Raw genomic sequence first — 26,627 nt, 5'->3', positions numbered from 1 at the left:
GATGCTCTCGATGCGTTTTCCGATCTCTGGCCTGACCTCTGCTCTGGCGATTTGCGCGGCTCTGCCTGCGTTGGCCGAGCCTAGCTTCAACCGTATTGCCAGCTTTGCCACGCCGTTGAACATGGCGGCGGGCGAGGATTTGGCGCGGGCGACCAGTGCCGAGATCATTTCGGCTTCGGAAGATGGCATGACTTTGGTGTATACCGACAGCCCGCTGGGGGTGATCGGGTTGATCGACATTACGGACCCGGCAGCGCCGAAGCCTTTGGGCAATATTGCGATGGGTGGCGAGCCGACCACGGCGAAAATCATCGGCGGGACGGCGTTTGCGGCGGTGAATACGTCGAAGGATTTCGTCAACACCTCGGGCAAGCTGGTCAGCGTCGATCTGGCGACCAAGACTGTGGTGGCGGAATGCGAATTGGGCGGGCAGCCGGATTCGGTGGCGGCGGCGAAGGATGGCTCGTTTCTGGCGATTGCGATAGAGAATGAGCGCGATGAGGATGTGAACGACGGTGAGCTGCCGCAGATGCCGGCGGGTTATGTGGTGAAGCTGCCGGTGAAGGCGGGCGTGGTGGATTGCGCCGGGTTGCAGAAGATTGAGGTCACTGGGCTTGCGGGTGTGGCGGGCGATGATCCTGAGCCGGAGTTTCTGGACATCAACGCGGCGGGTGAGATTGTTCTGACCATGCAGGAGAACAACGAGATCGTTTTGATCGGCGCGGATGGCAAGGTTTCGGGGCATTTCAGCGCCGGGGCGGTTGATCTGGACGGCATTGATACCAAGCGCGATGGCAAGCTGGATTTTACGGCCAAGCGTGAGGGTGCCTTGCGCGAGCCGGATGGGGTGAAGTGGGTGGATGCCGATCACTTCGCGGTGGCGAATGAGGGCGACTACAAGGGTGGGTCGCGCAGCTGGACGATTTTCAACCGCGATGGCTCGGTGGTTTATGAAAGCGGTGCCAGCTTGGAGCGGGCTATTGCTGAGATCGGGCATTACCCGGAGCATCGCAGCAAAACCAAGGGGGTTGAGTTGGAATCGGTCGAGATTGTTACCTTTGGCGAGACACCGATGGCGTTTGTGGCCTCGGAGCGGGCTTCGGTGATTGGGGTGTATGATCTGACGGACCCTAAGGCTCCTGTGCTGAAGCAGGTGTTGCCGGCGGGGGTTTCGCCTGAGGGCATGGTGGCCATTCCGCAGCGCAATTTGCTCGTGTCGGCGAATGAGGTTGACCTGCGCGAGGATGGTTTGGCCCCGGCGCATGTGATGCTTTACCAACTGGCGGAAGGGCCTGCGGCCTATCCGATGATCACCTCGGCGGGCAGTGAAAATCTGATCGGTTGGGGCGCGCTTTCGGGTCTGACGGCTGATCCGAAAGAGGCGGGCAAGCTTTATGCGGTGTCCGACAGCGTTTACGCGGCGGCACCGACGATTTTCAGCATTGATGCCACGAAGACCCCGGCGAAGATCACCGGCGCGATGGTGGTGACGCGCGGCGGCGATGCGGCGCAGAAGTTGGATCTGGAAGGCATTGCTGCGGATGGCGAGGGCGGGTTCTGGCTGGCGTCGGAAGGCCGCAGCGACCGTTTGGTGCCGCATGCGATTTATCATGTCGATGCAGAAGGCGCGATTGATCAGGAGATTGGTCTGCCGGAAAGCCTGCTGGCCAATGAGACTCGCTATGGCATTGAGGGCATCACTGTGGTGGGCGACACGCTGTGGATGGCGGTGCAGCGCGAGTGGAAGGACGATCCGAAAGGCATGGTCAAGCTGCTGGCTTATAATACCAAGGAAGAAACCTGGGGTGCAGTGCACTACCCACTGGATGCCCCGAGTGAAGGCGCTTGGATGGGGTTGTCGGAAATCACCGTGAAGGGTGATTGGGCTTATATCATCGAGCGCGACAACCAGATCGCGGGCAATGCTGTGACCAAAAAGCTGTACCGGGTGGCGGTGAGCCAGTTGGCTCCGGTTGAATTGGGCGGTACGCTTCCGGTGGTCAGCAAGGAACTGGTGCGGGATTTAGTGCCCGATCTGGCTGCGCTGAAGGGGTATATTGTCGATAAGGTCGAAGGCTTTACGATTGACGCCGCAGGCAATGGCTGGGTGGTGACGGACAATGACGGCGTCGATGACAGCTCGGGTGAGACGCTGTTCTGGTCGATTGGGGAAGTGAAGTAAGCAGGGCGCTTGCGTCGGGGGCTTTGGGCGTCGGACGCGAGTGGGTCTGTTTGCAGGTTAGGATCATCGCCGTACCTTAATATTTGAGGGGCGGCGATTGGTTTTGAACGTTGCGCCAAATCTGAACCAGCGGTGGGTTGCACCCACCCTACCGTACCTGATGCGATTGCATGGCAAGGTCTGCGTCGTTATAGGGCTGCAAAGCTTTGAGGAGATTGCCATGAGCTATGCCGCGTTGGAGACTGCGATTGAGGCTGCTTGGGAGGCGCGGGACACGATCTCGACCACCACCAAGGGCGAAGCGCGCGATGCGATTGAAGCCACGTTAACGGCGCTGGACAGTGGTGCATTGCGGGTGGCGGAAAAGCGCGGCAATGGCGATTGGCATGTCAACCAATGGGCGAAAAAGGCGGTGCTGCTGTCGTTCCGGCTGACCGATATGTCTGAGATTTCGGGCGGCAATGGCGGCTCGAACTGGTGGGACAAGGTGCCGTCGAAGTTTCAGGGCTGGACCGAGGCGGATTGGCGCAAGGCGGGGTTCCGGGCAGTTCCGGGGTCTATCGTGCGCCGCTCGGCCTATATCGCCAAGGGCGTGGTGCTGATGCCGTCGTTCGTGAACATCGGCGCTTATGTTGATGAGGGCGCGATGGTGGATGGCTGGGCCACGGTTGGCTCGTGTGCGCAGATCGGCAAGAATGTGCATCTGTCGGGCGGCGTCGGCATTGGCGGCGTGTTGGAGCCGATGCAGGCGGGGCCGACGATCATCGAGGACAACTGCTTTATTGGGGCTCGGTCTGAGGTGGTTGAGGGCTGCATCATCCGCGAAGGCTCGGTTCTGGGCATGGGCGTGTTTATCGGCCAATCGACCAAGATCGTCGATCGCGAAACCGGGGCGGTGATGTATGGCGAAGTGCCTGCCGGTTCGGTCGTGGTGGCGGGGTCGATGCCGTCGAAGAATGGGATCAACCTCTATTGCGCGGTGATCGTGAAAAAGGTCGATGCGAAGACCCGCAGCAAGACCTCGATCAACGAATTGCTGAGGGACTGAAGGCCGATGTCAGAGGGCAGCAAACAGCAGGTTTATACCTTGACGGTGGAAGTGGGGCGCAAGCCGGGCGATGGCTTGCCGGATAAGGCGACCGGGGCGGCTTTGCTGATCTATGCCTCGGGCGTCGACGAGGCCGAGGCGGTGCGCGAAACCGTGGCGATCTTGAAGCAGGCGGATCTGGCACCGCTGGATGTGTCCGGTTACGGCACGCTGGAGGAGCGTCTGGCGGCTGGCGATGAGATTGATGCTGAGGAACGCGATCTGATGGCGCGGGCTTTGGCGGAGAATTCGGTGGTTGTGGCGCAGATGACGCCGTTCTTTGACTGATACATAAAATCAATGACTTAAGTGGTTTTTCGGTGCGGTTGCGGGGGCGGCACTGGTAGATTTTGGGCCGACATTCCAATGCTCGCCATATTGCAGCCGCATTTTTGTGGCTTTTTTAGGTACTGCCACGAAATTTGGGGAGGTCGTGATGCCGTATCGGATTCTTTTGAAAAGAACCCCCCGGATTTTATCCTGCAAGCGCAGGGACAAACAGCACGGAGTCAGCCAAAGCATCGCGGACAACACGGACAGTGTCGAAGTTCGAAACGAAAAAGGTCTGCTGCTTTTCTATCGTCCCCAGCTGTCAGCTGTTAAAATATAGCGCGCGGCTACCGGGTGCCGGATGATGTTTGGCTGAAGTTGCGCGATGGGCTGGCCGCTGGGGTTTTCACACCCCCAGACCCCAGTGAGATATTTGCGCGCAGAGGATGATAATTTTAGATAAGCTTTAGGGAGTTTACGCGGCGCGGCGCGGGGTGCGACCGAGCAGCGTCATCAGAGTGAGCACCTCGTAGGTTTGCAGGCAGCGCAGCGGCAGGTCGCAGGTTTGGTCTTGGCCGATGGCCAAGAGGCAGCCGTTGGATTCGATGAGGGCCGGGGTGCCGAGGTCTAATGCGACCGATCCGGTGATGGCGCGGCGTTGATCCGAAAGGGCGGTGCGGCCATCGACCAAGGCTCCGGCGGGCATGAGGACGGCGTCGGTGCCGAAGATATATTCGACCTCGGGGCCAGAGATCGCCAGCAGTTGATCGGCAGAGACCAGCAGATCTTGGGTTTGGCCAAAGAACGGCGCGCGCAGCAGCACCGGGGCGAAGCTGCCGCGGGCGGGCAAAGCGAGGCGCTGGGCGGCGAGAAGTGGGATGGGGCCGTCTTCGGTGATGACGATGTCGCCGGGTTTCAGATGACCTGCGAGCACCGGGCCGAGGCTGGTTTCCACCGGGGTGCGCAGGCCGATCCAGGGTGCGGCTCCGGGCGGGGCTGCGCCTTCGGTCAGGCCGAACCACAGCACCGGGCCAGAGGGGCGGGCACGGGTGCAGAGGGTTTGCAGATCGGACAGCGGAATTGGCAGCGGGTTTTGGCCCTCGGCGGTGATGGCCACAGGCGGGTCGGTGCCGAGGAGTTCAAAGGATAGGCTCCAGTACCGGGCCGGGGCGTTGAAATGAAACGACAGCCGGGCGGTGCCTTTGCCTTGTGGCAAGGGGCCGGGCAGGACATGGCGGGCGACATCTTTGCCTTGGCGGTGTAGGATGACGATGCCGGTGGCCGGATCGTGAAAGATCGCAAAGGTGCGCGGCCAGCCGGTGTTGGATTGGTGATCCAGCAAGAGGCTGGCGTTTTGCAGCGGCAGGGCGAGTTCCATCACGAACAGGCCTTGGTGCAGCATGGCGTCGGGCGTCGCGGGAGTAAGCAGACCGCGATCCGACAGCGCGACCCAGCCTTGGTGGAAGCTGTCCGTCATCAGCGCATCCCCGATTGGCCCGAGGATATCGGGAGATTTGGGGCTTTGGTCGGGGGTGCGCAAGTAGCCCGCTGTCATCTTTGCCTCGGTTGCCATGGCGCTGTTACTTCGGGGGCTCGTTGGCCCCAGCGCATGGTATTGCCGTTAAGGTAGGGCAGGATGCGGCGCGGGACTACGGCAATGTGCAGTTGCGGCTGAGGGCGGGCGCGATGGTGGCGCGAGAGTCACAGATTGGGCGGGCGTTGCATTGGTTTGGCCAAGGCGGTATCCCAGAGGCACATGTTTTATCAGCAAAAAGGCTATCGTCATGGCTGCACATCTTGCACTCGATCCGGAAAAACTGACCGCTGATCTGATCCGTTGTGCCTCGGTCACGCCGGATGAGGGCGGCGCGTTGGTGCTGCTGGCGGGAGTTCTGGAAGCGGCGGGGTTTGCCTGCACGCGGGTGGATCGCGGCGGGATTTGCAATTTGTACGCGCGCTGGGGCGTGGCGGGAGCGAACAAGTCGTTTGGGTTTAATGGCCATACCGATGTGGTGCCGGTGGGCGATCTGGCGGCTTGGACGCAAGACCCGTTTGGCGCGGCGGTGGTGGACGGCTGGATGTATGGCCGGGGGGCGACCGATATGAAGTCGGGCGTCGCGGCTTTTGCGGCGGCGGCGGTGGATTTCGTGCGGCAGACGCCGCCGGATGGGGCGGTGATTTTGGCGATTACTGGGGATGAGGAGGCTGATGCGCTGGATGGCACGGTGGCTTTGCTGGACTGGATGGCGTTGAACGGCGAGCGGATGACGCATTGTCTGGTGGGCGAGCCGACCTGCCCGAATGAGATGGGCGAGATGATGAAGATCGGGCGGCGCGGTTCGATGACCTGTTACTTTACCGCCGTGGGGGTGCAGGGCCATTCCGCCTATCCGCATCGGGCGAAGAACCCGATGAGTGCTTTGGTGGCGTTGATGGCGCGGTTGGAGGCGGAGCCTTTGGATCAAGGCACGGCGCATTTTGACGCCTCGACCTTGGCGATCACCACGATGGATTGCGGCAATAAGGCGACGAATGTGATCCCTGCGCGGGGGACGGCTACGGTGAATATCCGGTTTAATGACAGCCATTCGGGGGCGTCTTTGACGGCGTGGTTGCAGGGCCATGCGGATGCCGTTCAGGTTGCGACCGGGGTGGAGATTGCTTTGCGGGTGACAGTGTCGGGCGAAAGCTTTCTGACGCCACCGGGGGAGTTTTCGGTACTGGTTGCGAAGGCGGTGCAGGCGGAAACCGGGCGGGTGCCGGAATATTCGACTTCGGGGGGGACTTCCGACGCGCGGTTTGTGAAGGATCACTGCCCGGTGGTGGAGTTTGGGCTGGTCGGCAAGACCATGCATCAGGTCGATGAGCGGGTCGAAGTGGCGCAGATCCATGCCTTGAAGGCGATTTATACGCGGGTGCTGCGGGACTATTTCGCGTGACTTTGGAGATTGTTGAGACTCGGGATATTGCGCTGTGCCGGAAGCTGCGGCGGGTGGTGTTCATCGAGGAGCAGGGTGTTTCAGAGGCTGATGAGGTGGATGATCTCGATGAGGTCGCGCTGCATCTGTTGGCTTTGGTCGGGGGTGAGGCGGTGGGCTCGGCCCGGTTGTTAGTGCAGAGCGAGGTCGGCAAGATTGGCCGGGTTTGTGTTTTGCAACAGGCGCGCGGCAGCGGGATTGGTGCGGCTTTGATTAAGGCGGCGGTGGCGCGGTTTCGCGAAGTACCGGGGGTGATGCAAGTCAAACTCGGCGCGCAGATGCATGCGCTTGGGTTTTATGAAGGCTTGGGGTTTCAGGCGTTTGGCCCGGTTTATGACGATGCCGGGATTGATCATCGCGATATGGTGATGGCGCTTTGAAGCGCGCTGATGCGGCGGGCCTTTTGGGCTACCGCATCAGTGCTATGGCCGCGCCGCAGAGGTCGGCAGGACCACATTTTCCCCATATCTTAACTTTTCGACCGAATTGCGGCGGGGTTATTTGCCCGCGCCCGCGGTCTCGGAGCCGTTGCGGGTCAGGTAATAGGCCAGCAAGATCGGGAAGAACGTCGCCGCGAAGACCACCATGGCGACGACATTGGTGACCGGGCGTTGGCGCGGGCGGATCAATTCTTCCAGCATCCAGATCGGCAGGGTCGCTTGCTGGCCTGCGGTGAAGGTGGTGACGATGACTTCGTCGAACGACAGCGCGAAGGCGAGCATTCCGCCTGCCAACAGGGCGGTGCCGAGGTTGGGCAGCAGGATGTAGCGGAAGGTCTGAAAAGCGTTGGCACCGAGGTCGGCTGACGCCTCTAGCACGCCCCCGGACAGGCGGCGAAAGCGGGCGACGGCGTTGTTGTAGACGATGACGATGCAGAAGGTGGCGTGGCCGAGGATGATGGTGAGGGTTGAGAACGGGATGTCCATCAGGCCGAAGGCGGAGCGCAAGGACATGCCGGTGATCACGCCGGGCAAAGCGATGGGCAGGATGATCAGCAGGCTGATCTGCTCACGCCCGAAGAATCGCGCTTGCGCCATGGCGGCGGAGATCAGGGTGCCGAGGATGAGGGCGAGCAGGGTGGCGGCGGTGGCGACTTGCAGTGACAGGGTCAGGGCTTGCCAGATATCCGGGCGCTCCCAAGCGGCGGCGAACCATTTCAGGGTCAGGCCGGGGGGCGGGAAAGCGTAGGTGCGTTCCTCGGTGGTGAAGGCGTAGAGGAAGATCAGCAGGATCGGCAGGTGCAGGAACAGCAGGCCGCCGACGGCTGCGATCTTCAGGCTGAGCGGGGCTGCGTTGGGGTCAGAGCGCATCGAAGGCTCCGGCGCGTTTGGCGAGACTGAGGTAGATCAGCATGATCACGATCGGAATCACCGCGAAAGCGGCGGCAAGCGGGGTATTTCCGGCGGTGCCTTGCAGTTGGTAGACCGCCATGCCGATGAAATTGGCGGAATTTCCGACGATCTGCGGGATGATGTAATCGCCCATGGTGAGGGAAAAGGTGAAGATCGATCCGGCGATGATTCCCGGTAGCGCGAGGGGGACGATCACGGTGCGGAAGGTCTGCGCACGGGTTGCGCCGAGGTCTTGGGAGGCCTCCAGCATTGAGGTTGGGACTCGTTCTAAGGAGGCCTGCATCGGCAGGATCATGAACGGCAGCCAGACATAGGTGAACACCAGAAACATGCCGATATAGCTGGTCGACAGCGAGTTGCCGCCGATGCCGGGCAGCGCAAGAGCGGCGTCGAGCAGGAAGTTGGTGTGGGTTTTTGTGGCGGCCCAGGTGATGATGCCCTCTTTCGCGAGGATCAGTTTCCAAGCGTAGACTTTGACGAGGTAGGACGACCACAAGGGCAGCATGATGCCGAGGTAGAACACGGCTTTCCAGCGGCCTTTGGCATAGCGCGCGGCGTAGTAGGCGATGGGGAAGGCGAGGATGACTGAACCGATTGTGACAGCGGCGGACATCGTGAGCGTGCGCAGGATGATGTCGTAGTTTTGCGGGCGCAGCAGTTCGCCATAGGTTTTCAGGGTGAACTCACGGACCACCATGCCGGAGAATTCGTCGATGGAATAGAAGGATTGCAGCAGCAGGGCGGCGAGGGAGCCGAGGTAGATCACGCCAAGCCACAGCAGCGGTGGGGTGATCAGCAGCGCCAGCAGCAGCTTCGGTTTGCGCCAGAACAGGGTGGTGAGGCGGTCGGCGAGGGATTTGGCGGGGAGGATGGCGGTCATGGTGCGACCCCCTTGGATTTGCTCTTTTTGAAATACTCCCGCCGGAGGCTTCCACATTGGCGGGGGGTGCCTCCGGCGGGAGTATTTGCTGCCAATATGAAATTGCGGCGCATCAGGCTTCATCCATGATGTGCAGGGCGTCGGGGGTGAAGCCGAGGCGGATTTCTTGGCCGGGTTCGGGGAGGGGAGTGCCGGTGGGCAGGATGGCAGCGATGTCTTGGCCTTGGGCGGTGAGGGCGATGCGGTGGCCGGAGCCGAGGTAGCGCAGGGAGGTGACGATGCCTTGCAGGGCTCCCGTGGGGTCGAGATGCAGGGTTTCGGGGCGCAAAGAGGACCATTTGGCGGGGCCGCCGAGGGACTGAGTTAGCGTGGGGGGCAGGACGTTGGAGGAGCCGACGAAATCGGCGACGAAGCGGGTTTTGGGTTGGGCGTAGATTTCGGCGGGGGTGCCTATTTGGGCGATTTTGCCGTCGTTGAACACCGCAAGGCTATCGGCCATTGAGAGGGCTTCGTGTTGGTCGTGGGTGACGAAGACGAAGGTGATGCCGAGGCGTTGTTGCAGGGATTTGAGTTCATCCTGCATGGCTTCGCGCAGTTTCAGGTCTAAAGCGCCGAGGGGTTCGTCGAGCAGCAGGACTTTCGGTTCATTGACCAGAGCGCGGGCGAGGGCGACGCGTTGGCGCTGACCGCCCGACAGTTGGCCGGGTTTGCGGTGGCCGTAGGCGTCGAGGTGGACAAGGGCGAGCATTTCCTCGGCCTTGGCATAGCGCTGGGCCTTTGCCATGCCTTTGACCATCAACCCGTAGGCGACGTTATCGCGGACGTTCATATGCGGAAACAGGGCGTAGTCTTGGAACACCGTGTTGACGTTGCGCAGATGCGGCGGGGTGTTCGAGACATTTTCGCCAAAGATGCAAATTTCACCCGCCGTGGGGGATTCAAAGCCGGAGATCAGCCGCAGGCAGGTTGTTTTGCCGGAACCAGAGGGCCCGAGCATGGCGAAAAACGCGCCCTCGGCAATGGTCAGATCAACGCCATCGACGGCTTTGATCGGGGCGGAGGCGGGGCCGAAATGGCGGGAAACGCTGCGAAATTCTACGGCTGCGGGCATGAATATGGGCCTTTATCCGCCGGAGCGGGAGGGACGGGCAGGGGCATTTACCCCTGCCAAACGTGTAGGATGGGTGGTTCTGCGCTTTTGCGCAGTTTCACCCACCGCTGGTTTTTCTTACCGACCGCCGATCACGCCGATGTAATCCGACACCCAGCGATAGTAGGGCACGCAAGCGCCTTCGCCTCGGGCGCAATTGGCGGTGGGCGTGGTCCAGAAGCGGATTTTGTCGAAGTTATCCAGACCGTTGGCGGTGCAGCCCTCGGCTGTCTGCATCCCCGATTTGTCGGTGCAGGCGGCGGGCACCACCGGGTTGCCACCGAACCAGACCGAAAGATCCGATTGCAGGTTAGAATTCAGCGTATGCTCCATCCATTTATAGGCGCAATTCGGGTTGGCGGCATCGGCGGCGAGCATGGTGGTGTCGGCCCAGCCGGTGGCCCCTTCTTCGGGGATGGTCGAGGCGATCGGGAGTTTCTCAGATTGCAGCAGGCCGACCTGGAACGGCCAAGAGCCGGAGGCCACCACGCCTTCGTTCTTGAAATCGTCCATCTGGATATAGGCGTCGTGCCAATAGCGGCTGACCAGTTTGCGTTGCTCACGCAAAAGGTCGAGCGCTGCCTTGTACTGATCTTCGTTCAACTCATAGGGCGAGGTAATTTTCAGTTCCGGCTTGTGGAACATCAGATATTGCGCAGCATCGGCGATATGGATCGGGCCATCATAGGCCTGCACCCGGCCTTCGTTGGATTTGCCATCGGGCAGGTCCATTTTCTCAAACACGATGTTCCACGACTTCGGCGCTTCTTTGAAGACATCGGTGTTATACATCAATACGTTCGGCCCCCAGAGATAGGGAGTGCCGTAGTGGACGCCATCGACGGTGAACCATTTGGCATCTTGCAGGCGGGGGTCGATTTTTGACCAAGACGGGATCAAGGCGGTATTGACCGCCTGCACGCGCTTACCCGCGACAAGGCGCAGAGAGGCGTCGCCGGAAGCGGTGACCAGATCGAAGCCGCCTTCGTTCATCAAGGCGACCATTTCATCCGAGGTGTTGGCGGTCTTGACGTTGACCTTACAGCCCGACTCGGCCTCGAATTTCGTGACCCAGTCATAGGCTTTGTCGGTTTCGCCGCGCTCGATATAGCCCGGCCAAGCGACGATATTGACTTGGCCTTCCGAGGCGCCAACCTCGGTCATCTCGGCGAAGGCGGGGGTGATGGCTGTGGCGAGACTGGCGAGAAGTGCGACGGTTGTGGCCGCTTTATGGGTTTTGGTCATGGAAAGCTCCCTGTGATTGAGCGAAGCCGGGTTCCCGGTCATGGCATCAGGGTAGCGGGGTGGGGCTGTTTCGCAACAGAAAATCGCGGGGTGGCGGCAGTTTTTTGATCAAACGATAGATCGAGGCGATGGAAATGTGCAGGCATCAAGTCGGGTAGGGCGGGCTGTCACCCGCCCCGTGTGCAGTAAGGGTCGGCTTAGCCTTTGGCCATTTCAGTGGCAAGGGCGGCGTAGTGTTGGGCAACGAGGGCCTCGTAAGCGGCCAGTTTCTCTGGGGTGAAGTGGTGTTCTTCAGCCAGCAGATTGACGGTGCCGAGGACATGGCCGGCTTCCACCAGCGGGATGTTGATGCAGGAGCCGAGGCCGAGGGAGGAGATCAGTTCGTGGTCGAAAAAGTATTTCGCAAATTCGGGCGTGGTGTTGGCGACGAAGGTGTGCTGACCGGTGATGCAGTGGTCATACCAGCCGTCGCGGGTTAGCGGTTTGGTGCCGGATACCGGGTACTCGACCGGATGCGAGGTATAGGCGCGGCGGGCCACGTCCAGTTTCAGGTCTTGCACGGTGACGGTGAACAGCCGGGTGCCGAGGGCGGCACAGGCGGTGTGCAGGGTGTCGTAGACTTGGGGCATTTGCAGTCTCCGTGGGGTGTTAAGTGGGCATGTGGCCGGACAGCAGGGCGATCATATCTGAACGGGTGATCAGGCCGACAAGGCGGTTGGCCTCCAGCACCGGCACGGCTTGTTGGCCGCCGTCGGCAAGCAGGGCGATCAGTTCGGCGAGCGGCGTTTGCGGGCTGGCGCTGCGCAGGTCGCTCTCGATCAGCTGGTGGGCGGTCAGGTTGGGCTCGGCGCGGCCCACCAAAGCCGATTGCGAAACGAGGCCGCCGAAGCTGCCATCGGGATTGCGCACGGGCAGGGTTTTGAAGCGGTGGCCGCGGAAGCTTTCCGCAAGCACGGGCAGCGGGGTGTCGGGGGCGACTTGGATCAGGTCGCGCGACATCATTTGATCGGCGGTGGTCGGACCGAGGTGGCTGGCGTTGGCCTCGGTCTCGGCTGTCTCGATCAGGCGGGCGAGGTCTTCGACGCCCAAGTTGGCGCTGAGCCGCAGGCGGGTGAGGGTGGCGGCGAGCACTTGTTCCGACGGGATGAAGCGGCGGTCCGGGGCGGGGTCTTTGGTGCCGTGCTGGGTCGGCTCGGGCGCGATGCGGAACGGGTAGCGCCGACCTGTGGCGTGTGCCCAAGCGATACCGAGGCCGACAAGCGCAAGGCTGCCGCTGGCGACCGGAAGCAGCAGATACTGCAGGCCCGGCAAGGCGTCGGGATGGGCGGAAAGCACGGTGGCAAGCGCCACGGCACCGCCGGGCGGGTGCATGGCGCGCAAGGCGGCCATGGCGAGGACCGCCAGCATCACCGCAAGCGCGGCGGTGGGCAGCATCGGAAGGCCCGCGTGCAGGGTAAAGATTGCGGCGAGGGCTGAGACGCTGTTGCCCAACACCGCCGACCACGGTTGCGCCATCGGGCTGTTCGGCACGGCGAAGATCAGGAAAGCTGAAGCGCCAAACGGGGCGATCAGCAGCGGGTGATCTATCATGCTCGCGGTTGGATCGAGCAGCCATAAGAGAGCCGCTGCAAGGCCGAGGCCAATGGCGGCACCTGTGCCGGCCCGCAACGCCTCAACGGCTTTTGGCGCAGGCATCGCGGGGCCGAGGCTGTGCAAAAAGTGCTTTAAGTGGTCCATGTTGCCTCGGCGATCAGAGCAAGACCCAGTTCGGGGGTGGGCAAGCTGGGGACTTCGGTTTGCCAGAAGAACAGCCGGACATGCGCGGGATCTTTCGGGGCATCGGTATCGGCGAGGATTTGGTAGTGCATCTGGAAGCCTTCCAGCAGCAGGCCCTCGGCGTAGAACGGGATTTCCTCGGCCTCTAGCAGCGCATCGGTGCCTTGTTGCGGTTCCCATTCGGGACCATTGGCCCAGATCACTTCGGCCTCAACCTCGGGGTATTTAAGGGCGAGTTTGGTGAGGGGGACGAGGAAGGTCTCAATCGGGGAGAGCTGTTTGGCCATGGCTGCCTGCATTGGTTTGGTTGGGTTGAAGCAGGTGGGGCGGGGGAGGTCAAGGTTTGGCTTGGGGTGGCCGTTGCAGCTGGGGGTTTCACACCCCCAGACCCCCGTGGGATATTTGAGCGCAGAGGATGACAATTTTAGATAGATTTAAGGGTTAACCGCGTTTCATCATCGCCAATCGGATCAACGCGCGCTCCATAACGGCCATTGCGGGGGCGCGGGAGGTGGAGCGTAGGGTGAGGTCGGTTTCGACCAGCAGGCTGAGGGCATCTTCCAGGCGCAGCATGCCCCAGTTGGAGGCTTGGCGCTGCATGGAGTCGCGGCGGGGGCCGAAGATGCGGGCTTTCATGATGCCCGATGAAATACCGCCGGGGTCGGAAGCGGCGATATGCAGGCTGCGGAAATGGCGGAGTGCGCCGATACAAAGGGTGACGGGCAGGATGCCTTGGCCCTCAAGTCGGCGCAGCAGCGGGCCGATCAGATTGGCGTTTTGGTCGGCGGCGGCGGCGATCAGATCGTCGACCTCGGCCTCGATGGTGGCGGGGGCGAGGGCGTGGATTTCCTCGGGCGTCAGCGGGGTCGGGTCGTTGTATTTGTAAAGCGCGATTTTCTCTAGGGTTTGCCGGAAATCACCGGGATCGAGGGCGCGGGCGAGGGTGGCGAGGTCGGCCATCGCGGAGGGGGCGAAGTTTTTCAGGCCAGCTTTGGCGAGTTCGGCTTCGATTTCTTCGCGAGTGGGTGGGTCGTCATAGAGGCCGATGCTGACGGCATTCAGGTGTTTTTCGAACAGGGTTTTCAGGGTGGATTTGCCCGTCAGGTTCCCCCCAGTCACTACGATCTGCGCATCGCCCGCGCGCCAGTCTTGCAGGGTGGCGGCGATAGAGGCGGTGAGGCCGTCGGTGGCGTCTTCCAGGAAAGCCACGCGGGGGCCGGGGAAGAAGCCTGCTTCGCGGGTGGCATCGGTCAAAAGGCTGGGGGATTTGCGTAAGTCGGAGGCTTGGATGCGGGTCAGGCGCATCTCGGCTTCGCCCTGCGGGCCAATCAATGCGGCGATGGCCTCTTGCCGTTTCAGGGCTACGCGCATGGTGTCGGCACCGAAAATCAGCAGGCCCGCGCGGTTGGGGTCGGGTTTGGCGCAGTAGCGGGAGGCCTCGATCCCGGCGAGTTTCATGCTGCCCACTCGAGTGGTGCGGGCAGGGCGGCTTTGGCGAAGTCTATACGGAGAGTGCGGCGGGCGCTCGGCAGCTGCGCTGGGCGAGAGCGGTGCAGGGTTAGCATGTGCAGGATCAGGATATCGCCGCGCTGAGCTGTGCTAAGCGCGGTTTCATGCGTGGCGGAGGTGGCGTCGGACGCGGCGCTGGGGATCAGTCCGGCGCGATGGCTGCCAAGGGCGATTTCCATCGGACCGGAGTCGGCGTCAGTGGGATCAAGGTGCAGGCGCACAAACAGCATTTGGTTGAGGAAGGCCAAGGGCGGCTCGCAATGCCAGACGCCTGCTTTTTGCGACCAGTTGTGAAAGCCCTCAATCTCGTGCCGTGCGGCGACAGGGATCAGGCGGTCTTGATGCCAAGGGACACCCCAGTTGTTGGCCTCGGTCTTGTTGAAAACAACGGCACGGACAGCTTGGAAATCGGGAAATATTGCGGTTACGGCGCGGGTGAGGGCAGATTGCACGCCAAAGCCGCCGCCCAGATCCAACCGCGCGCCGGGGCCGTGGTTACAGTTCGCGATGGCGTCATAGGGGGTGAGATCGGCTTCGCTTAGGGCTTTGCGCAGCCACAGCCTGCCCGTCTTTGCAAAATCTGCGGGCGCGGTCATTGGTTCCAGCTGCCGGAGGTTGCCAGCAGTCTTGCGGTGATCTGGTCGGCGAGGATGCGCATCAGGCGGCGGGCGGCATCTTCTTGGGCCGCCAAGCCTGCGACGGTGGAACCGGTGGCAGAGTAGGAGGTGAAGCTTTTGACTTGGCCACCGGTGACGCGTGTGCCTGTCGCGCGGTTGGTCAGAGCCCAGTCGATTGTGCCGTTCAGGTTATAGCGGGTGATGGCGTTGTCGGGGGTGATGCCGACTCCGGTGGCGGTGGTTTTGATCGTGTAGGTCAGATCGAAGTGGTCGGCTTTCGGGCGGCCGAGGCGTTCTTCGAGGCGCTCCACGAGGTCGAAGGCGTTTTTGTCGGTTGGGTCGGCGACGCGGATGCTGGATTGGATGCCTTGCGCCGGGCCGCCGGGGCCATAGGCGGGTTGGAAGCCGCAGGCGGTGAGGGCCAGCGGCATCAGCAAAAACGAGCGGCGGCTAAATGACGACATTGATGATGCGCCCCGGCACAACGATGATCTTCTTCACGGGCGCACCCGCAAGGAACTTGACCACAGCTTCATCCGCCAGCGCGATTTTTTCAACCTCGGATGCGGGCATGTCTTTTGGCACAGAGATTTCCGCGCGGCGTTTGCCGTTGATCTGGATGGGCAGGGTGACGGTATCGTCGATCAGCAGCGCCGGATCGGCTTTCGGCCATGGGGCGGTGGCGCAGAGGCCTGCGCCGCCTTGGAACGTCCAGATCGATTCGGCAATATGCGGGGTCATCGGGCACATCAGTTGCGCAAGGGTACGGATGGCTTGTTTCATCGCATCGGTGGAGCCGTTGGCTTTGGCGAGGGTGTTGGTCAAGCCGTAGAGCGCCGCGATGGCCTTGTTGAAGGCGAAGGTTTCGATGCTGCGAGTGACTTCCTCGACGGCTTTGGCGGTGGCTTTCGCGATGTCTTGGTCGCCGATGCCCTGATGGTCGGCGGGCATGTCGCCGATGCGCGAACACAGGGCCCAGACGCGGGACAGGTGTTTGAAGGTGGCTTCGGCGCCGGAGGCTGTCCATTCCACATCACGCTCGGGCGGCGAGTCGGACATGACGAACCAACGGGCGGTGTCGGCGCCGAAAGCTTCGATGATGTTCATCGGATCGACGACGTTCTTTTTCGATTTCGACATTTTGGCAGAGGGGATCACCTCGACCAATGAGCCTTCGTCGTTCAGACCCTGCAACCACGCGTCGATGTCGGCGATCATATCGGGGTCGGGCGGAGGCACATCGCCCAGCACCGTGACGCGGCGGTCGGCCAAGCTGAAACTCGTCACATCTTCGGGCAGATGATAGATCGGACGGCCTGCGGCGTCAGTGGTTTTGTAGATTTCATGCGTCACCATGCCTTGGGTGAACAAGGCGTTGAACGGCTCGATGGCCTTGGCGGGCAGATGACCCGTGGCGTGCATGGCGCGGGCGAAGAAGCGGGAATACAGCAGGTGCAGAATCGCATGCTCGATGCCACCGATGTATTGATCGACGTTCATCCAGTAGTCGGCATCTTCCGCGATGGTGGGGGTGGTGGCGTGCGGGGCGGTGAAGCGGGCGTAATACCAGCTTGAATCCACGAACGTGTCCATCGTGTCGGTTTCACGGCGGGCATCGGCACCGCATTGCGGGCAGGTGCAGTTGCGCCAGGTTGGGTGACGGTCCAGCGGATTGCCGGGGATGTCGAAGGTCACGTCATCGGGAAGACGGACGGGCAGGTTTTCTTTCTTCTCGGCCACCACGCCGCAGGTCGCGCAGTGGATCACCGGAATCGGGCAGCCCCAATAGCGTTGGCGGCTGATGCCCCAATCGCGCAGGCGGTAGTTGGTGACGCCGCGGCCAATGCCACGGGCTTCACATTCCGCGATGGCAGCGACGATGGCGTCTTCTCCGGTTTGCAGATCGTTGCCTGCAAAGCCGCGGATATACTGCACGCGCTCGGATTTCATCGGGACGTAGGGTTCATCCAGCGCGGCTTCTTCTTCGCCTTCGGGGATAAAGACCGCAGGGATCGGCAGGCCGTATTTCGACGCAAATTCAAAGTCGCGCACGTCATGCGCGGGACAGCCGAAGATCGCGCCAGTGCCGTAATCCATCAGGATGAAGTTGGCGATATAGACCGGGAGTTCTATAGTGTTATCAAACGGATGCAGCACGCGGATGCCGGTATCCATGCCGATCTTCTCGGCGGTTTCCATCGCCTCGGCGGTGGTGCCGCCCTTGCGGCATTCGGCGGTGAAAGCGGCCACGGCAGAGTCGTGACGCTCCAGATGTTTCGCCAGCGGATGGTCGGGGCTGATTGCGGCAAAGGAGGCACCGAGCAGGGTATCGGGGCGGGTGGTGTAAACCTCTAGCCGGTCAAAGCCATCCGGCGCGCCTGTCGTGGTGAAGGCAAATTGCAGGCCGCGCGATTGGCCGATCCAGTTGGCTTGCATCAGCCGGACCTTTTCCGGCCAGTCTTTCAAGCCGTCCAAAGCCGACAGCAATTCCGCCGAATAATCGCTGATTTTGAAGAACCACTGTGTCAACTCACGACGCTCAACGGGAGCGTTGGAGCGCCAGCCTTTGCCGTCAATCACCTGTTCATTGGCGAGCACGGTCATATCGACCGGGTCCCAGTTCACCACGGCGTTCTTGCGATACACCAAGCCCTTGGCCATCATGTCGATGAACATCGCCTGCTGTTGGCCGTAATATTCCGGGTCGCAGGTGGCGAATTCGCGGGACCAGTCGATGGACAGGCCCAAGGGTTTCATCTGCTTGCGCATCTCGGCGATGTTGCCGTAGGTCCATTCCTTGGGATGGCCGCCGCGTTCCATCGCGGCGTTCTCGGCGGGCATGCCGAAGGCATCCCAGCCCATCGGATGTAGCACGGAAAACCCCTGCGCCGCCTTATAGCGCGCCACCACATCGCCCATCGTATAGTTGCGGACGTGGCCCATGTGGATGCGGCCCGACGGATAGGGAAACATCTCCAAAACATAATACTTCGGCTTGGACGGATCGCGCCGCGCCTTGAACGTCTCGGCGCTCTCCCAAGCCGCTTGCCATTTAGCTTCGATGGTTTTGGGTTCGTAGCGCGACATCTTAGGCCCCTCGGTCAGTTCCTAGGCGCGAATACACTGGCTTGGGGGGCAAGGTCCAGTGGCGGTTAGAGATTAGCGCCTTACAAGCCGCTGTCTTGGATACGCAACTGACGCGCCCGGGTCAGGATGGCGTCTTCCACCGCGCGGATGGTTTCGGGTGAGACAGAGCCGCCACCACTGCCCTGCATCGCCACCTTCAGACTGCGCGCATCCAAGGCCGGATCCTGCACATAGATCGTCGCGCGCACCGAGCGGCCCCCACCCGGAGGTGTGCCGTAGCCGGTGACGATCACGCCGGTGAACGGGTCCACCGATTCGATGGGCAGGAAGTTCAGAATGTCGAGGCTGGCCTTCCAGAGATATTTGTTCACCTCAACCGTGGTGTTGGGGTTGTCAGATTTGCGGAACAGCTGGCCAATGCCGGTTTGGCGACCGCGCGCCGCATCGCGGTTTTCGCGCGACAGTTCGGCCTGCACTTTCGGGTCATATGACCCGCCGCCAGCTTTACCAAGCATGCCGCAGGCGGAAATCCCGGTCAAAAGCGCGGCCATCAAGCCAAAATTCAGCGCTTTACCCATGATACGACGCAAGATCATCCGGTTTCCCCATGCCAACCTGTCGCTGTTTATACTGACAGCTTCGGGCGTGCCAAGGCTTTTCCCATTTAAATCGGGCTTCCGGGCCGCGACAGCCTTCGATGCGCGTCTATAACTGTCGAAACGGCGGGGGGCGGCACTGTGGCAAGGGTGCATCACCGAGTACCCGATTGGCCCGATTGCTGCGCTTCCCGTTGCAATCAGACCCGTGGCGGAGGAAAACGACGGCATACCTGCTTCAGCATCGCTAGAGTATGGTCGCGTCTTTGAGAAAAAACGAGGAAACACGATGAACAAACTTCTTCTCACCACCGCCCTGCTGGCAGCAACCGCTGGTGCAGCTTCGGCTGAAATCACCCTGAGCGGTTCGGGCCGTTTCGGTCTGACCTTTGACGACAGCCGCGCTGTTGAAACCCAACTGTCCTACCGTCTGCGTGTGAACGTGAACGCAAAGTTCGAAGCTGACAACGGCGTCACCTACGGCGGCCGTATCCGTTTCCAAGACGCTGGCTCGACCGGTGAAGCTTACTTCTCGCCAGCAATGCTGTACGTTGAAGCAAGCGGCGTTCGCATCGAAGTTGGTAACGCCAACACCGCAATCGACTCGGTTGCTCTGATGTACAACCCGGAAATCGGCTTCACCGAATCGTCCTACGGCGATCCGCGCGGCAACTTCTACTCGTTCAGCAGCGGCGGCTACGATGCTGACCGCGTCGGCATCTATGCTGCTTACTCGGTTTCGGGTGTAAACCTGAAGGCTTCGTACATCAAATCGAACCAAACTGATGTAAACAGCGTTGACGAATCGTCGATCGCTGCTGATTACACCTTCGGTCAAGTGACCTTGGCAGCTGCTTATGCTGACAACGCTGGTGGTATCGATAGCAACTACGTGACCTTCGTTGGCGCTGCTTACAAGTTCAGCGATGCTGGCACGGTTGGCATCAACTACAATGACAACGGCGACGGCTTTGCAGATTTGGACAATAATCCGCTCACCCCGGATGCACGTTACAACATCGGCAAAACCACGACGATCTATGGTAACTACACCGTCAACGGTATCACCTTCGGCGCTTATGTCAGCGACTCGGACGTTGATGCAGAAGACACCGCTTACGGTCTGGGCGCTGCCTACGACCTCGGTGGCGCAACCTTGGCTGGCGCGATCCACTCGGGTTTCGACGGTCAAACCACTGCTGACCTCGGCGTGCGTATGTCGTTCTGATCTAACCGATCAAAACGTTATGGAAAGAGCGGGCCTTGTGCCCGCTCTTTTCTTTTGTGCAGGGCAGTGATCAAGTGCGGCCAAAGCAAGGACCCAAAAAACGTGGAGATAGCATGGCGTTGCAGGCGATTTTAGCGCGGATGCGGGCGGCGGAAGCGGTGGCGGGGCGGGTTTCGGGTTCGGTGCAACTGATCGCGGTCAGCAAGGTGCAACCTGACGCGCGGGTGCGCGAGGTGCTGGCAGAGGGCCATCGGCTGTTTGGTGAGAACTATGTGCAGGAAGCGCAGGCGAAATGGCCAGGCTTTCGGGCCGAGTTTGGGGCTGTGCAGGTGCATATGATCGGGCCGCTGCAAACCAATAAAGCAAAACTGGCGGTCGAGCTGTTTGATGCGATCCATACCGTGGATCGGGTGTCCTTGGCCGAGAAACTGGCAAAGCTGGCGCAGGCGCGCGGGGTCTGCCCGCAGTTGTTTGTGCAGGTGAATACCGGGGCCGAACCGCAAAAGGCCGGGATTCTGCCCGAGGCGCTGGATGGATTTATCGCTAATTGCCGTAAGATGGATCTCAGCTTGGCGGGCCTGATGTGCATCCCGCCCGAGGGCGAGGATTCGGTGCCGCATTTCACCGCCTTGGCCGATATGGCCGCACGCCATGGGCTCAGCGGGTTGTCGATGGGGATGAGCGGCGATTTTGAGGCCGCGATTGCCGCCGGGGCGACGCATGTGCGGGTCGGATCCGCGATTTTCGGCGCGCGCACTTACGCTTAGGTTAGCCAAACCCGCGCGTAGGGTGGCAGCGCGAGGTAATCGCCATGCAGCGTCACAATCTGATCCGACAAAGCATCGTGCCAATGTGTGATGCCCTGCGCTTGCAGCCAACCGCCCGCAACATGCTGCCAGTGGTGCGAAAAGTTGAACAGGCACAGAATCGGCCCGGTTGGCGCGCCCCGCTGCACCGCAAACAGGGTAGGATTCCCGGTTTGCACGATCTGCGTCGGATGCGCGCCGTGCAGTCCTGGCGTGGCGCGGCGTCTGGCAAGGATGTGTTGCGTGCCAAGGAAGCATTGTGACGACAGGGAATTGCCGGAATGCCGCGCATCCGCCAGCGCCCAATCCATCCGCGGGCGGTGAATCCAACGGCTGTCATGGGCGTGGGCGGGATCATTCAGATAGCTGTCGTCATTCAACAGGGCCAATTCATCGCCCATGTAAATCAACGGAATACCTCCGAACGCTGCGATCAGCGCATGGCCCATCAGCATGCGCTGCACGGCCATTTCACGGTCATGCTCATCTGTCGCCTCTAGCCCCGCAAGCGAGGCAAAGCTGCCGGAAATCCGTTTGTCTCCGGTAGCCTCGTTGACCTGAAACGGCGCACCGATGGCGAAGCTGCCGGGAAACGTGCCCTCGTAGAAATCCGACAGAAAGCGGCGATGCGCTGCGCCGGAAATCCCCACGGCAATCGCATCTTCGTCGGTGACGGCCCAGCCGATGTCGTCGTGACAGCGGATATAGGTGGCGTAGGTGGCGTTGGTGAGGCGATCCGGGAAGTGGCTGGCCAGCACATGCGTCATCAGGCTGGTGTCGCGGGTGGCAAGCGCGCTCCAAAATTGCACCATAAGGGTGTTGTGATAGGCCAGATTGCCCTCGCGCCCGTCATGCTTTCCGCGTCCAAAATAGGGCAGCATTTCTTGCGGTGAAACGATCGCTTCTTCCAGATGGATCACTGCTGGGGCTGCGATGCGGCAACAGGCGCGTAAGGCGCGAAGCAGCATATGTACCTCGGGTTCGGACTGGCAGCGGGTGCCGAGGCGTTTCCACATGAAGGCCACGGCATCCAAGCGCAGCACATCAACGCCGATGTTGGCGAGGTGCAGCATGATGCGGGTTATTTCAAGGAAAACCTGCGGGTTAGACCAATTCAGATCCCATTGGTGTTTGTTGAAGGTGGTCCAGACCCATTTGCCGAAGTCGGGGTAATGGGTGAAATTGCCGGGGGCATTGTCCGGGAAAACCTCGACCAGCGTTTTGGAATAGGCTTGGGGCAAGTCGGGGGTGTCGAACATCCAGTAGAGGTCTTGCGCGGCTTTGTCGCCTTGCGCGGCAGCCTGCGCCCAAGCGTGTTCTTTCGCGGTGTGGTTCAGCACCAAGTCGATGCACAGCGAGATGCCGCGTTTGCGCAGTTCGGTTGAAACCGCTTTGAAATCATCCAGTGTGCCGTAAGCCGGGTTGATGCTGCGGTAATCCATCACCGCATAACCGCCATCGGAATCGCCGGGACGAGGCTTCAGGCAGGGCATGAAATGGACGTAGGTGATGCCGAGGTCTTCGAGGTAATCAAGGTGATCGAGCACGCCGCGCAGGTTGCCCGCAAAGCGGTCGATGTAGAACACATAGCCCGCCATATCGGCGCGCTGGAACCAGTCGGGCTCTAAATCGCGCTTTAGGTCCAGCAGTTTAAGGTCGGCGGGGCGGGCTTTCCAGCCGTCGGCGAGGGCGGCTCTCAGATCGGTGCAGAAGTGGTTGTAGTTGGGATGTTGGCCGTAAAGCTGTTCCAGCATCGGCCACAGATCGGGGGCAGAGCGCGCCATGCGCAGGGCGAAAATCTGGTCGTCCGGTTTTGCAGCTTTGGCCATCTTATCCCCCCGATTTGGAGTTAGGATAAGAAATCCGAACCGCTTTGGGAAGCCTTAGCGCACAATCAACCGGCTTTCGGGGCGCAGGCGGTTGGCGATCCACAAAAGACTTTGGCGGGATAGTCCGATGCAGCCTGCGGTGGGGTGGCTGGGGCTGCGCCATGTGTGGATGAAGATGGCGGAACCTTGGCCGGGGGTGGGATCGTCCCAGTTCCAATCGGTGATAAGGATGAGATCATACTGCGGGTCGCTGCGGGTCAGGCGCTCGTGGCTATAGGGATAGGGCGCGCGGACCAGTTGGTTGTAGTCGAAATCGTTGGGGTCGTCGGACCACAGATCGCCGGGGCGGATTGGGACGGCCCAGTCGGGGAGGGTGTGGCGCGCGATACGGTCGGGGCGGTAGAGCATGCCCACGATGCGGTGGGTTCCCGTTGGAGTGCCGCCGTCGCCTTCGTGTTTGTCGGAGGTTACGCCGCCGCGCCCGATGGTGCAGGGGAAACGGCGGTTTTGGAACAGCAGACCCGTCGGGGTCAGGATCAGGTCGCGGGATTTCATAGCAGGTGCCCGGATTTGGCGGCCTTGGTGGCGAGATAGGCTTGGTTTTGCGCGGTTTGACCGACTTTCAGCGGTACACGCTCGGTCACGGTCAGGCCGCAGGCTTGCAGCATGGCGAGTTTTTTTGGGTTGTTAGTCAGCAGGCGGACTTGGGAAAATCCCATCTTTTGCAGGATTTCGGCGCCGATGCGGAAGTCGCGCTCGTCATCCTCAAAGCCGAGGCGGTGGTTGGCTTCTACGGTGTCAAAGCCTTGATCTTGCAGAGAATAGGCGCGCATTTTGTTGGCCAGACCGATGCCGCGGCCTTCTTGATTGAGATAGAGCAGAACGCCTGCGCCTTCGTGGCCCATCCGTGCGAGGGCGGCGTGCAGTTGCGGGCCGCAGTCGCATTTCAGGCTGCCTAAAACGTCGCCGGTGAAGCAGGCGGAATGCAGGCGTGCGAGAACGGGTTTGTCGCGGTCGGGGCGGCCAATCTCAACGGCGTAGTGTTCGGCGCTGCCATCATCAGGGCGGAAGATGTGCAAACGGCCGGCTTGGGCGGCGGCCATCGGCAGGCGGGCCGAGATCACCGGGGCTAAAGGCGCGAGGCGGTCTAGGTCGGCGCAATCGGTATTCGCCAGTAGCGTCAGGTTGTTGCGGGCGGCGAGAGCGAGGCCATCGCTGACGGGAACCAGCAGCATCGCGGGCAGCAGTTGCGCGGATTTGGCCAGCGCAATCGCGGTGCGGTGCAGGGTCGCGGGGCCGTCGCGCAAAGCCACCAGCGGGCCTTTCATCGGCACGTTCAGATCATCAGCCGGGTCGGCGACGGCGCGCAGCCAGCGCAGATCGGCATCGCTTGGCACCCGCAGGCGGGCGAGATCGTCGTCATAGGGGATCGCCTTCAGCGTCTCGGCGCGGCGGGCGGTCAGCGCCAGTTCGGGCTTGCCCTCGGTGCGGAGGGCGGCAATGCGCGCATCGGTCAGTTCTTCAACTGCCGCGCAAAGCATGGCTTGGCCGCCACCTGTCAGCACAATGGCCAACCCAAGCCGCAGGTCAGCGCGGGCGCGGGCGAGGATTTCGGGGGTGGAGGGGCGTAGGCTCATGCGGGTTACATAGGCGAAACTGGAACGGATTGAAACATTTCCCAAGCCAGCGACACGAGCGCGTGAGACGATTGTAGCAAATCTTGCCGGAACCGTGAGGCGGGCGCATGTGTTTACCCAAGAGCAAACGGCTCGGCTGATGGAGGCCCATATGGCAACGTTACGCAAGATTCTGCTGGTCGATGACGATGACGATCTGCGCGAGGCGCTGAGCGAACAGTTGGTGATGACCGAAGATTTCGACGTGTTTGAGGGCCGCACGGGCGCTGAGGGCATGGAGAAGGTGAAGGCAGGTCTGTTTGATCTGGTGATTTTGGATGTCGGTTTGCCCGATACCGATGGCCGCGAATTGTGCCGCAGGATGCGCAAGGCCGGGGTGAAATGCCCGATCATGATGCTGACGGGGCATGACACCGACAGCGACACGATTTTGGGCCTTGATTCGGGTGCCAATGATTATGTGACGAAGCCGTTCAAGTTTCCGGTGCTGTTGGCGCGGATCCGTGCACAGTTGCGCACGCATGAGCAATCGGAAGATGCGGTGTTCCAGATGGGTCCATATACGTTCAAACCGGCGCAGAAAATGCTGGTCGATGCCAAGGACAAGAAGGTGCGGTTGACCGAAAAGGAAACCAACATCCTGAAGTATCTCTATCGCGCACAACAAGGTGTGGTGGCGCGGGACGTACTGCTGCACGAGGTCTGGGGCTATAACGCAGGGGTGACGACCCATACGTTGGAGACCCACATCTATCGTCTGCGGCAGAAGATTGAGTCTGATCCAAGCAATGCGCGGCTGCTGGTGACCGAGAATGGCGGCTATAAGCTGGTCGCTTGAGGCAAGGATTGGTCGCTTTAGGTAAGGTTTTCGTCACTTACGGGTCTTATTGTTGCCTGATTGAATGATTATCTATCGGATCAGGCCAGATGGCGTCCTCCCCGCCTGATGGCCGAAAGTTCCCCTTGCTGTGTCGGGGTTATGACACAGCACCCTCCCTGTTGGACCTGGCCGGGCCTTGTGCCCGGCCTTTTTTTATCCCGTGCCTGCTATCGCAGTTGCAGGCGGGCGGCGGCATAGAGCGTGAGCGCGCCGGCGATGGCAAAGGCCACCCAATAGGGCAGCAAGACGGCTTCAGCCGTGCCCCAAGGCGCGGCCCCCGACCCCGCCCATGAGATCAGCCAACCGAAGGTGAACGCGCCGAATGCGGCGGGACCCGTGCCGATGAAGCGGAAGGCGGAGTTGACGCGGCCTAAGAGCGGCGCGGGGATGTGGCGTTGGCGATAGCTGACTTGGGCGATGTTCCACAGCATGCCGGAGAAGCCGTCTAAGACCAAGAAAATGGCGATCAGCCAGAGCGGGGATTTTAGCGCCAAGACCAAGGCCGCAACGGTAAAGCCCGCCATGCCGAGCAGGATGGCCGATCTTGGGGTGATGTGGCGCAGGATGCGCGGGCCGATCAGGGTGGCGGCGAGGCCGCCGATGGCCGGAAGGGTCAGGAAAATGCCGAAGCCAAAGGCATCGAGGCCGAGCACGCGCTGGCTGTACAGCACCAGTATGGCGGCAAAGCCATAGCCGATGAAGTTGAAACCGCCCAGAATGAAGGCCAAGCGGCGCAGCGGGATGTCGCGCCAGAGCCAGAGCATGCCTTCTTTTAGGGCTGCCAGCATCGGCAGATGTGGAGTGGTTTGCACGCGCTTTGGCAGCTTTATGCTGGCGATCAGGACGACGGCTGCGACCAGCATCGCGGCTTGGATGCCGAACGGCAGCGCCACCGATATGCCGATCAGCAGGCCCGCCACCGGTGGGCCGATGAATTGACCTGCGAGTTGTTCCGCGCTCCACATCGCGCCATTGGCTTGTTCCAGTTGCGATTTCTCGACAACCGAGGGCGTGAAGGTTTGCGCGGTGTTATCGCGCAGCACCTCGGCGCTGCCCAAGACGAACGACAGGGCGGCCATCAGCAGCACGGGGGCGGTGCCGGGGTTGGCGGTCAGCGCCAAGGTCAGCAGGGCGAGGGAAATCACGATCCGTAGGCAATCGGCTCCGATGATCAGGCGGCGATGCTCGATGCGGTCGGTGATCACGCCTGCGGGCAAGGCAAACAGAAACCACGGCAGATTGCGGGCGGCGGCGACGAGGCCGATCAGGAAAGGGTCATGCGTCAGCAGGGTGGCGAGCCACGCTACGGCAACCGTGATCAGGCCATCGCCAAGGTTGGTGGCGGCGGATGAGGCGAACATCAGGCGGAAGTTGCGGTTTTGCCAGAGCGCGTTTTGGGTCATGGCGGCATGACTGCATGGCACGCGAGGCGGGGTCAAGATGGGCTGAAGTTAAGTTGGGCTGAGGTCAAGCAAGGGTCAGCTGCGATTAGCCGACAGAAAGAATCGGATTTACAAT

At 61.3% G+C, this 26,627-nt stretch carries 25 protein-coding genes; 8 read left to right on the top strand and 17 right to left on the bottom strand.

The window, feature by feature from the left end:
* The first annotated feature begins 10 nt into the window (after positions 1–10).
* The 3 genes from ACS5RD_RS00755 (at position 11) to ACS5RD_RS00745 (ending at position 3,557) form a co-directional block, all read left to right on the top strand.
* Positions 11–2,182: an esterase-like activity of phytase family protein gene (locus tag ACS5RD_RS00755; RefSeq protein ID WP_489929568.1), complete on the top strand. Its 2,172-nt coding sequence runs from the start codon at positions 11–13 to the stop codon at positions 2,180–2,182.
* 220 nt (positions 2,183–2,402) lie between these two features.
* Positions 2,403–3,230, top strand: a complete 828-nt coding sequence (gene dapD, locus ACS5RD_RS00750) for a 2,3,4,5-tetrahydropyridine-2,6-dicarboxylate N-succinyltransferase (protein ID WP_054008363.1) — start codon at positions 2,403–2,405, stop codon at positions 3,228–3,230.
* Between the two features lie 6 nt (positions 3,231–3,236).
* Positions 3,237–3,557, top strand: coding sequence for a DUF8846 family protein (locus tag ACS5RD_RS00745; protein ID WP_054008362.1), 321 nt, complete (start codon positions 3,237–3,239; stop codon positions 3,555–3,557).
* A 457-nt stretch (positions 3,558–4,014) separates the two neighbouring features.
* On the opposite strand, the gene ACS5RD_RS00740 is transcribed toward ACS5RD_RS00745, so the two are convergent.
* A complete protein-coding gene (locus tag ACS5RD_RS00740) occupies positions 4,015–5,094 on the bottom strand; it encodes a Hint domain-containing protein (RefSeq protein ID WP_489929567.1) in 1,080 nt (359 codons plus the stop codon).
* A 229-nt stretch (positions 5,095–5,323) separates the two neighbouring features.
* On the opposite strand from ACS5RD_RS00740, the gene dapE reads away from it, so the two are divergent.
* A complete protein-coding gene (gene dapE, locus ACS5RD_RS00735) occupies positions 5,324–6,478 on the top strand; it encodes a succinyl-diaminopimelate desuccinylase (protein WP_489929566.1) in 1,155 nt (384 codons plus the stop codon).
* A complete protein-coding gene (locus ACS5RD_RS00730) occupies positions 6,475–6,897 on the top strand; it encodes a GNAT family N-acetyltransferase (protein ID WP_489929565.1) in 423 nt (140 codons plus the stop codon). The genes dapE and ACS5RD_RS00730 overlap by 4 nt, the downstream gene beginning before the upstream one ends.
* A 117-nt stretch (positions 6,898–7,014) precedes the next feature.
* On the opposite strand, the gene ACS5RD_RS00725 is transcribed toward ACS5RD_RS00730, so the two are convergent.
* The 12 genes from ACS5RD_RS00725 to ACS5RD_RS00670 all read right to left on the bottom strand — a co-directional run bounded on the left by ACS5RD_RS00725 (position 7,015) and on the right by ACS5RD_RS00670 (position 18,729).
* Positions 7,015–7,827 carry an ABC transporter permease gene (locus ACS5RD_RS00725; protein WP_489929564.1) on the bottom strand — a complete coding sequence of 271 codons (813 nt, stop codon included), beginning with the start codon at positions 7,825–7,827 and terminating at the stop codon, positions 7,015–7,017.
* The gene (locus ACS5RD_RS00720; protein WP_489929563.1) at positions 7,817–8,749 is read right to left on the bottom strand and encodes an ABC transporter permease; all 933 of its coding nucleotides are present in this window, start codon (positions 8,747–8,749) and stop codon (positions 7,817–7,819) included. The genes ACS5RD_RS00725 and ACS5RD_RS00720 overlap by 11 nt, the downstream gene beginning before the upstream one ends.
* A gap of 112 nt (positions 8,750–8,861) precedes the next feature.
* The gene (locus ACS5RD_RS00715; RefSeq protein ID WP_489929562.1) at positions 8,862–9,860 is read right to left on the bottom strand and encodes an ABC transporter ATP-binding protein; all 999 of its coding nucleotides are present in this window, start codon (positions 9,858–9,860) and stop codon (positions 8,862–8,864) included.
* Between the two features lie 117 nt (positions 9,861–9,977).
* Positions 9,978–11,144 carry an ABC transporter substrate-binding protein gene (locus ACS5RD_RS00710; RefSeq protein WP_489929561.1) on the bottom strand — a complete coding sequence of 389 codons (1,167 nt, stop codon included), beginning with the start codon at positions 11,142–11,144 and terminating at the stop codon, positions 9,978–9,980.
* Positions 11,145–11,341: 197 nt separating this feature from the next.
* Positions 11,342–11,773: a GAF domain-containing protein gene (locus ACS5RD_RS00705; protein WP_489929560.1), complete on the bottom strand. Its 432-nt coding sequence runs from the start codon at positions 11,771–11,773 to the stop codon at positions 11,342–11,344.
* Between the two features lie 19 nt (positions 11,774–11,792).
* Positions 11,793–12,881, bottom strand: a complete 1,089-nt coding sequence (locus tag ACS5RD_RS00700) for an HPP family protein (RefSeq protein ID WP_489929559.1) — start codon at positions 12,879–12,881, stop codon at positions 11,793–11,795.
* Complete coding sequence (locus ACS5RD_RS00695) at positions 12,869–13,207, bottom strand: hypothetical protein (protein WP_162232922.1); 339 nt, start codon at positions 13,205–13,207, stop codon at positions 12,869–12,871. Before ACS5RD_RS00695 ends, ACS5RD_RS00700 begins: the two co-directional genes overlap by 13 nt.
* Before the next feature lie 154 nt (positions 13,208–13,361).
* The gene (gene holA / locus ACS5RD_RS00690; RefSeq protein WP_489929558.1) at positions 13,362–14,378 is read right to left on the bottom strand and encodes a DNA polymerase III subunit delta; all 1,017 of its coding nucleotides are present in this window, start codon (positions 14,376–14,378) and stop codon (positions 13,362–13,364) included.
* The gene (locus ACS5RD_RS00685) at positions 14,375–15,025 is read right to left on the bottom strand and encodes a phytanoyl-CoA dioxygenase family protein (RefSeq protein ID WP_489929557.1); all 651 of its coding nucleotides are present in this window, start codon (positions 15,023–15,025) and stop codon (positions 14,375–14,377) included. Before ACS5RD_RS00685 ends, holA begins: the two co-directional genes overlap by 4 nt.
* On the bottom strand, positions 15,022–15,510 hold the full coding sequence (lptE, locus tag ACS5RD_RS00680) for an LPS assembly lipoprotein LptE (protein WP_489929556.1): 489 nt from the start codon (positions 15,508–15,510) through the stop codon (positions 15,022–15,024). Before lptE ends, ACS5RD_RS00685 begins: the two co-directional genes overlap by 4 nt.
* Positions 15,497–18,133 carry a leucine--tRNA ligase gene (gene leuS, locus ACS5RD_RS00675; protein WP_489929555.1) on the bottom strand — a complete coding sequence of 879 codons (2,637 nt, stop codon included), beginning with the start codon at positions 18,131–18,133 and terminating at the stop codon, positions 15,497–15,499. The genes lptE and leuS overlap by 14 nt, the downstream gene beginning before the upstream one ends.
* 80 nt (positions 18,134–18,213) lie before the next feature.
* On the bottom strand, positions 18,214–18,729 hold the full coding sequence (locus tag ACS5RD_RS00670) for a DUF3576 domain-containing protein (protein WP_489929554.1): 516 nt from the start codon (positions 18,727–18,729) through the stop codon (positions 18,214–18,216).
* A 289-nt stretch (positions 18,730–19,018) separates the two neighbouring features.
* On the opposite strand from ACS5RD_RS00670, the gene ACS5RD_RS00665 reads away from it, so the two are divergent.
* Positions 19,019–19,957 (top strand): porin, encoded by a 939-nt coding sequence (locus tag ACS5RD_RS00665; protein ID WP_489929553.1) that lies wholly within the window; start codon positions 19,019–19,021, stop codon positions 19,955–19,957.
* A 113-nt stretch (positions 19,958–20,070) separates the two neighbouring features.
* A complete protein-coding gene (locus tag ACS5RD_RS00660; protein WP_489929552.1) occupies positions 20,071–20,724 on the top strand; it encodes a YggS family pyridoxal phosphate-dependent enzyme in 654 nt (217 codons plus the stop codon).
* Here ACS5RD_RS00660 and ACS5RD_RS00655 read toward each other — a convergent pair.
* From ACS5RD_RS00655 to ribA, 3 genes are read right to left on the bottom strand one after another with little or no spacing between them, the layout of a single operon-like run.
* Positions 20,721–22,592 carry an alpha-amylase family protein gene (locus ACS5RD_RS00655; RefSeq protein ID WP_489929551.1) on the bottom strand — a complete coding sequence of 624 codons (1,872 nt, stop codon included), beginning with the start codon at positions 22,590–22,592 and terminating at the stop codon, positions 20,721–20,723. The two genes, ACS5RD_RS00660 and ACS5RD_RS00655, sit on opposite strands and share 4 nt — an antisense overlap.
* A 54-nt stretch (positions 22,593–22,646) precedes the next feature.
* On the bottom strand, positions 22,647–23,147 hold the full coding sequence (locus ACS5RD_RS00650) for a L,D-transpeptidase family protein (RefSeq protein ID WP_489929550.1): 501 nt from the start codon (positions 23,145–23,147) through the stop codon (positions 22,647–22,649).
* On the bottom strand, positions 23,144–24,229 hold the full coding sequence (ribA, locus tag ACS5RD_RS00645) for a GTP cyclohydrolase II (RefSeq protein ID WP_489929549.1): 1,086 nt from the start codon (positions 24,227–24,229) through the stop codon (positions 23,144–23,146). The genes ACS5RD_RS00650 and ribA overlap by 4 nt, the downstream gene beginning before the upstream one ends.
* A gap of 151 nt (positions 24,230–24,380) precedes the next feature.
* Here ribA and ACS5RD_RS00640 point away from each other — a divergent pair, with 151 nt between their 5' ends.
* Positions 24,381–25,067 carry a response regulator transcription factor gene (locus ACS5RD_RS00640; protein WP_054008531.1) on the top strand — a complete coding sequence of 229 codons (687 nt, stop codon included), beginning with the start codon at positions 24,381–24,383 and terminating at the stop codon, positions 25,065–25,067.
* A 209-nt stretch (positions 25,068–25,276) separates the two neighbouring features.
* Here the strand turns inward: ACS5RD_RS00640 and ACS5RD_RS00635 are convergent, their stop codons facing one another.
* A complete protein-coding gene (locus ACS5RD_RS00635) occupies positions 25,277–26,512 on the bottom strand; it encodes an MFS transporter (RefSeq protein ID WP_489929548.1) in 1,236 nt (411 codons plus the stop codon).
* Positions 26,513–26,627: the final 115 nt, after the last annotated feature.

The organism is Cypionkella sp. PAMC25878 (genome assembly GCF_058135695.1).
Note: the sequence above shows the minus strand (reverse complement) of the source record. Positions and strands in the feature narration are given on the sequence as shown.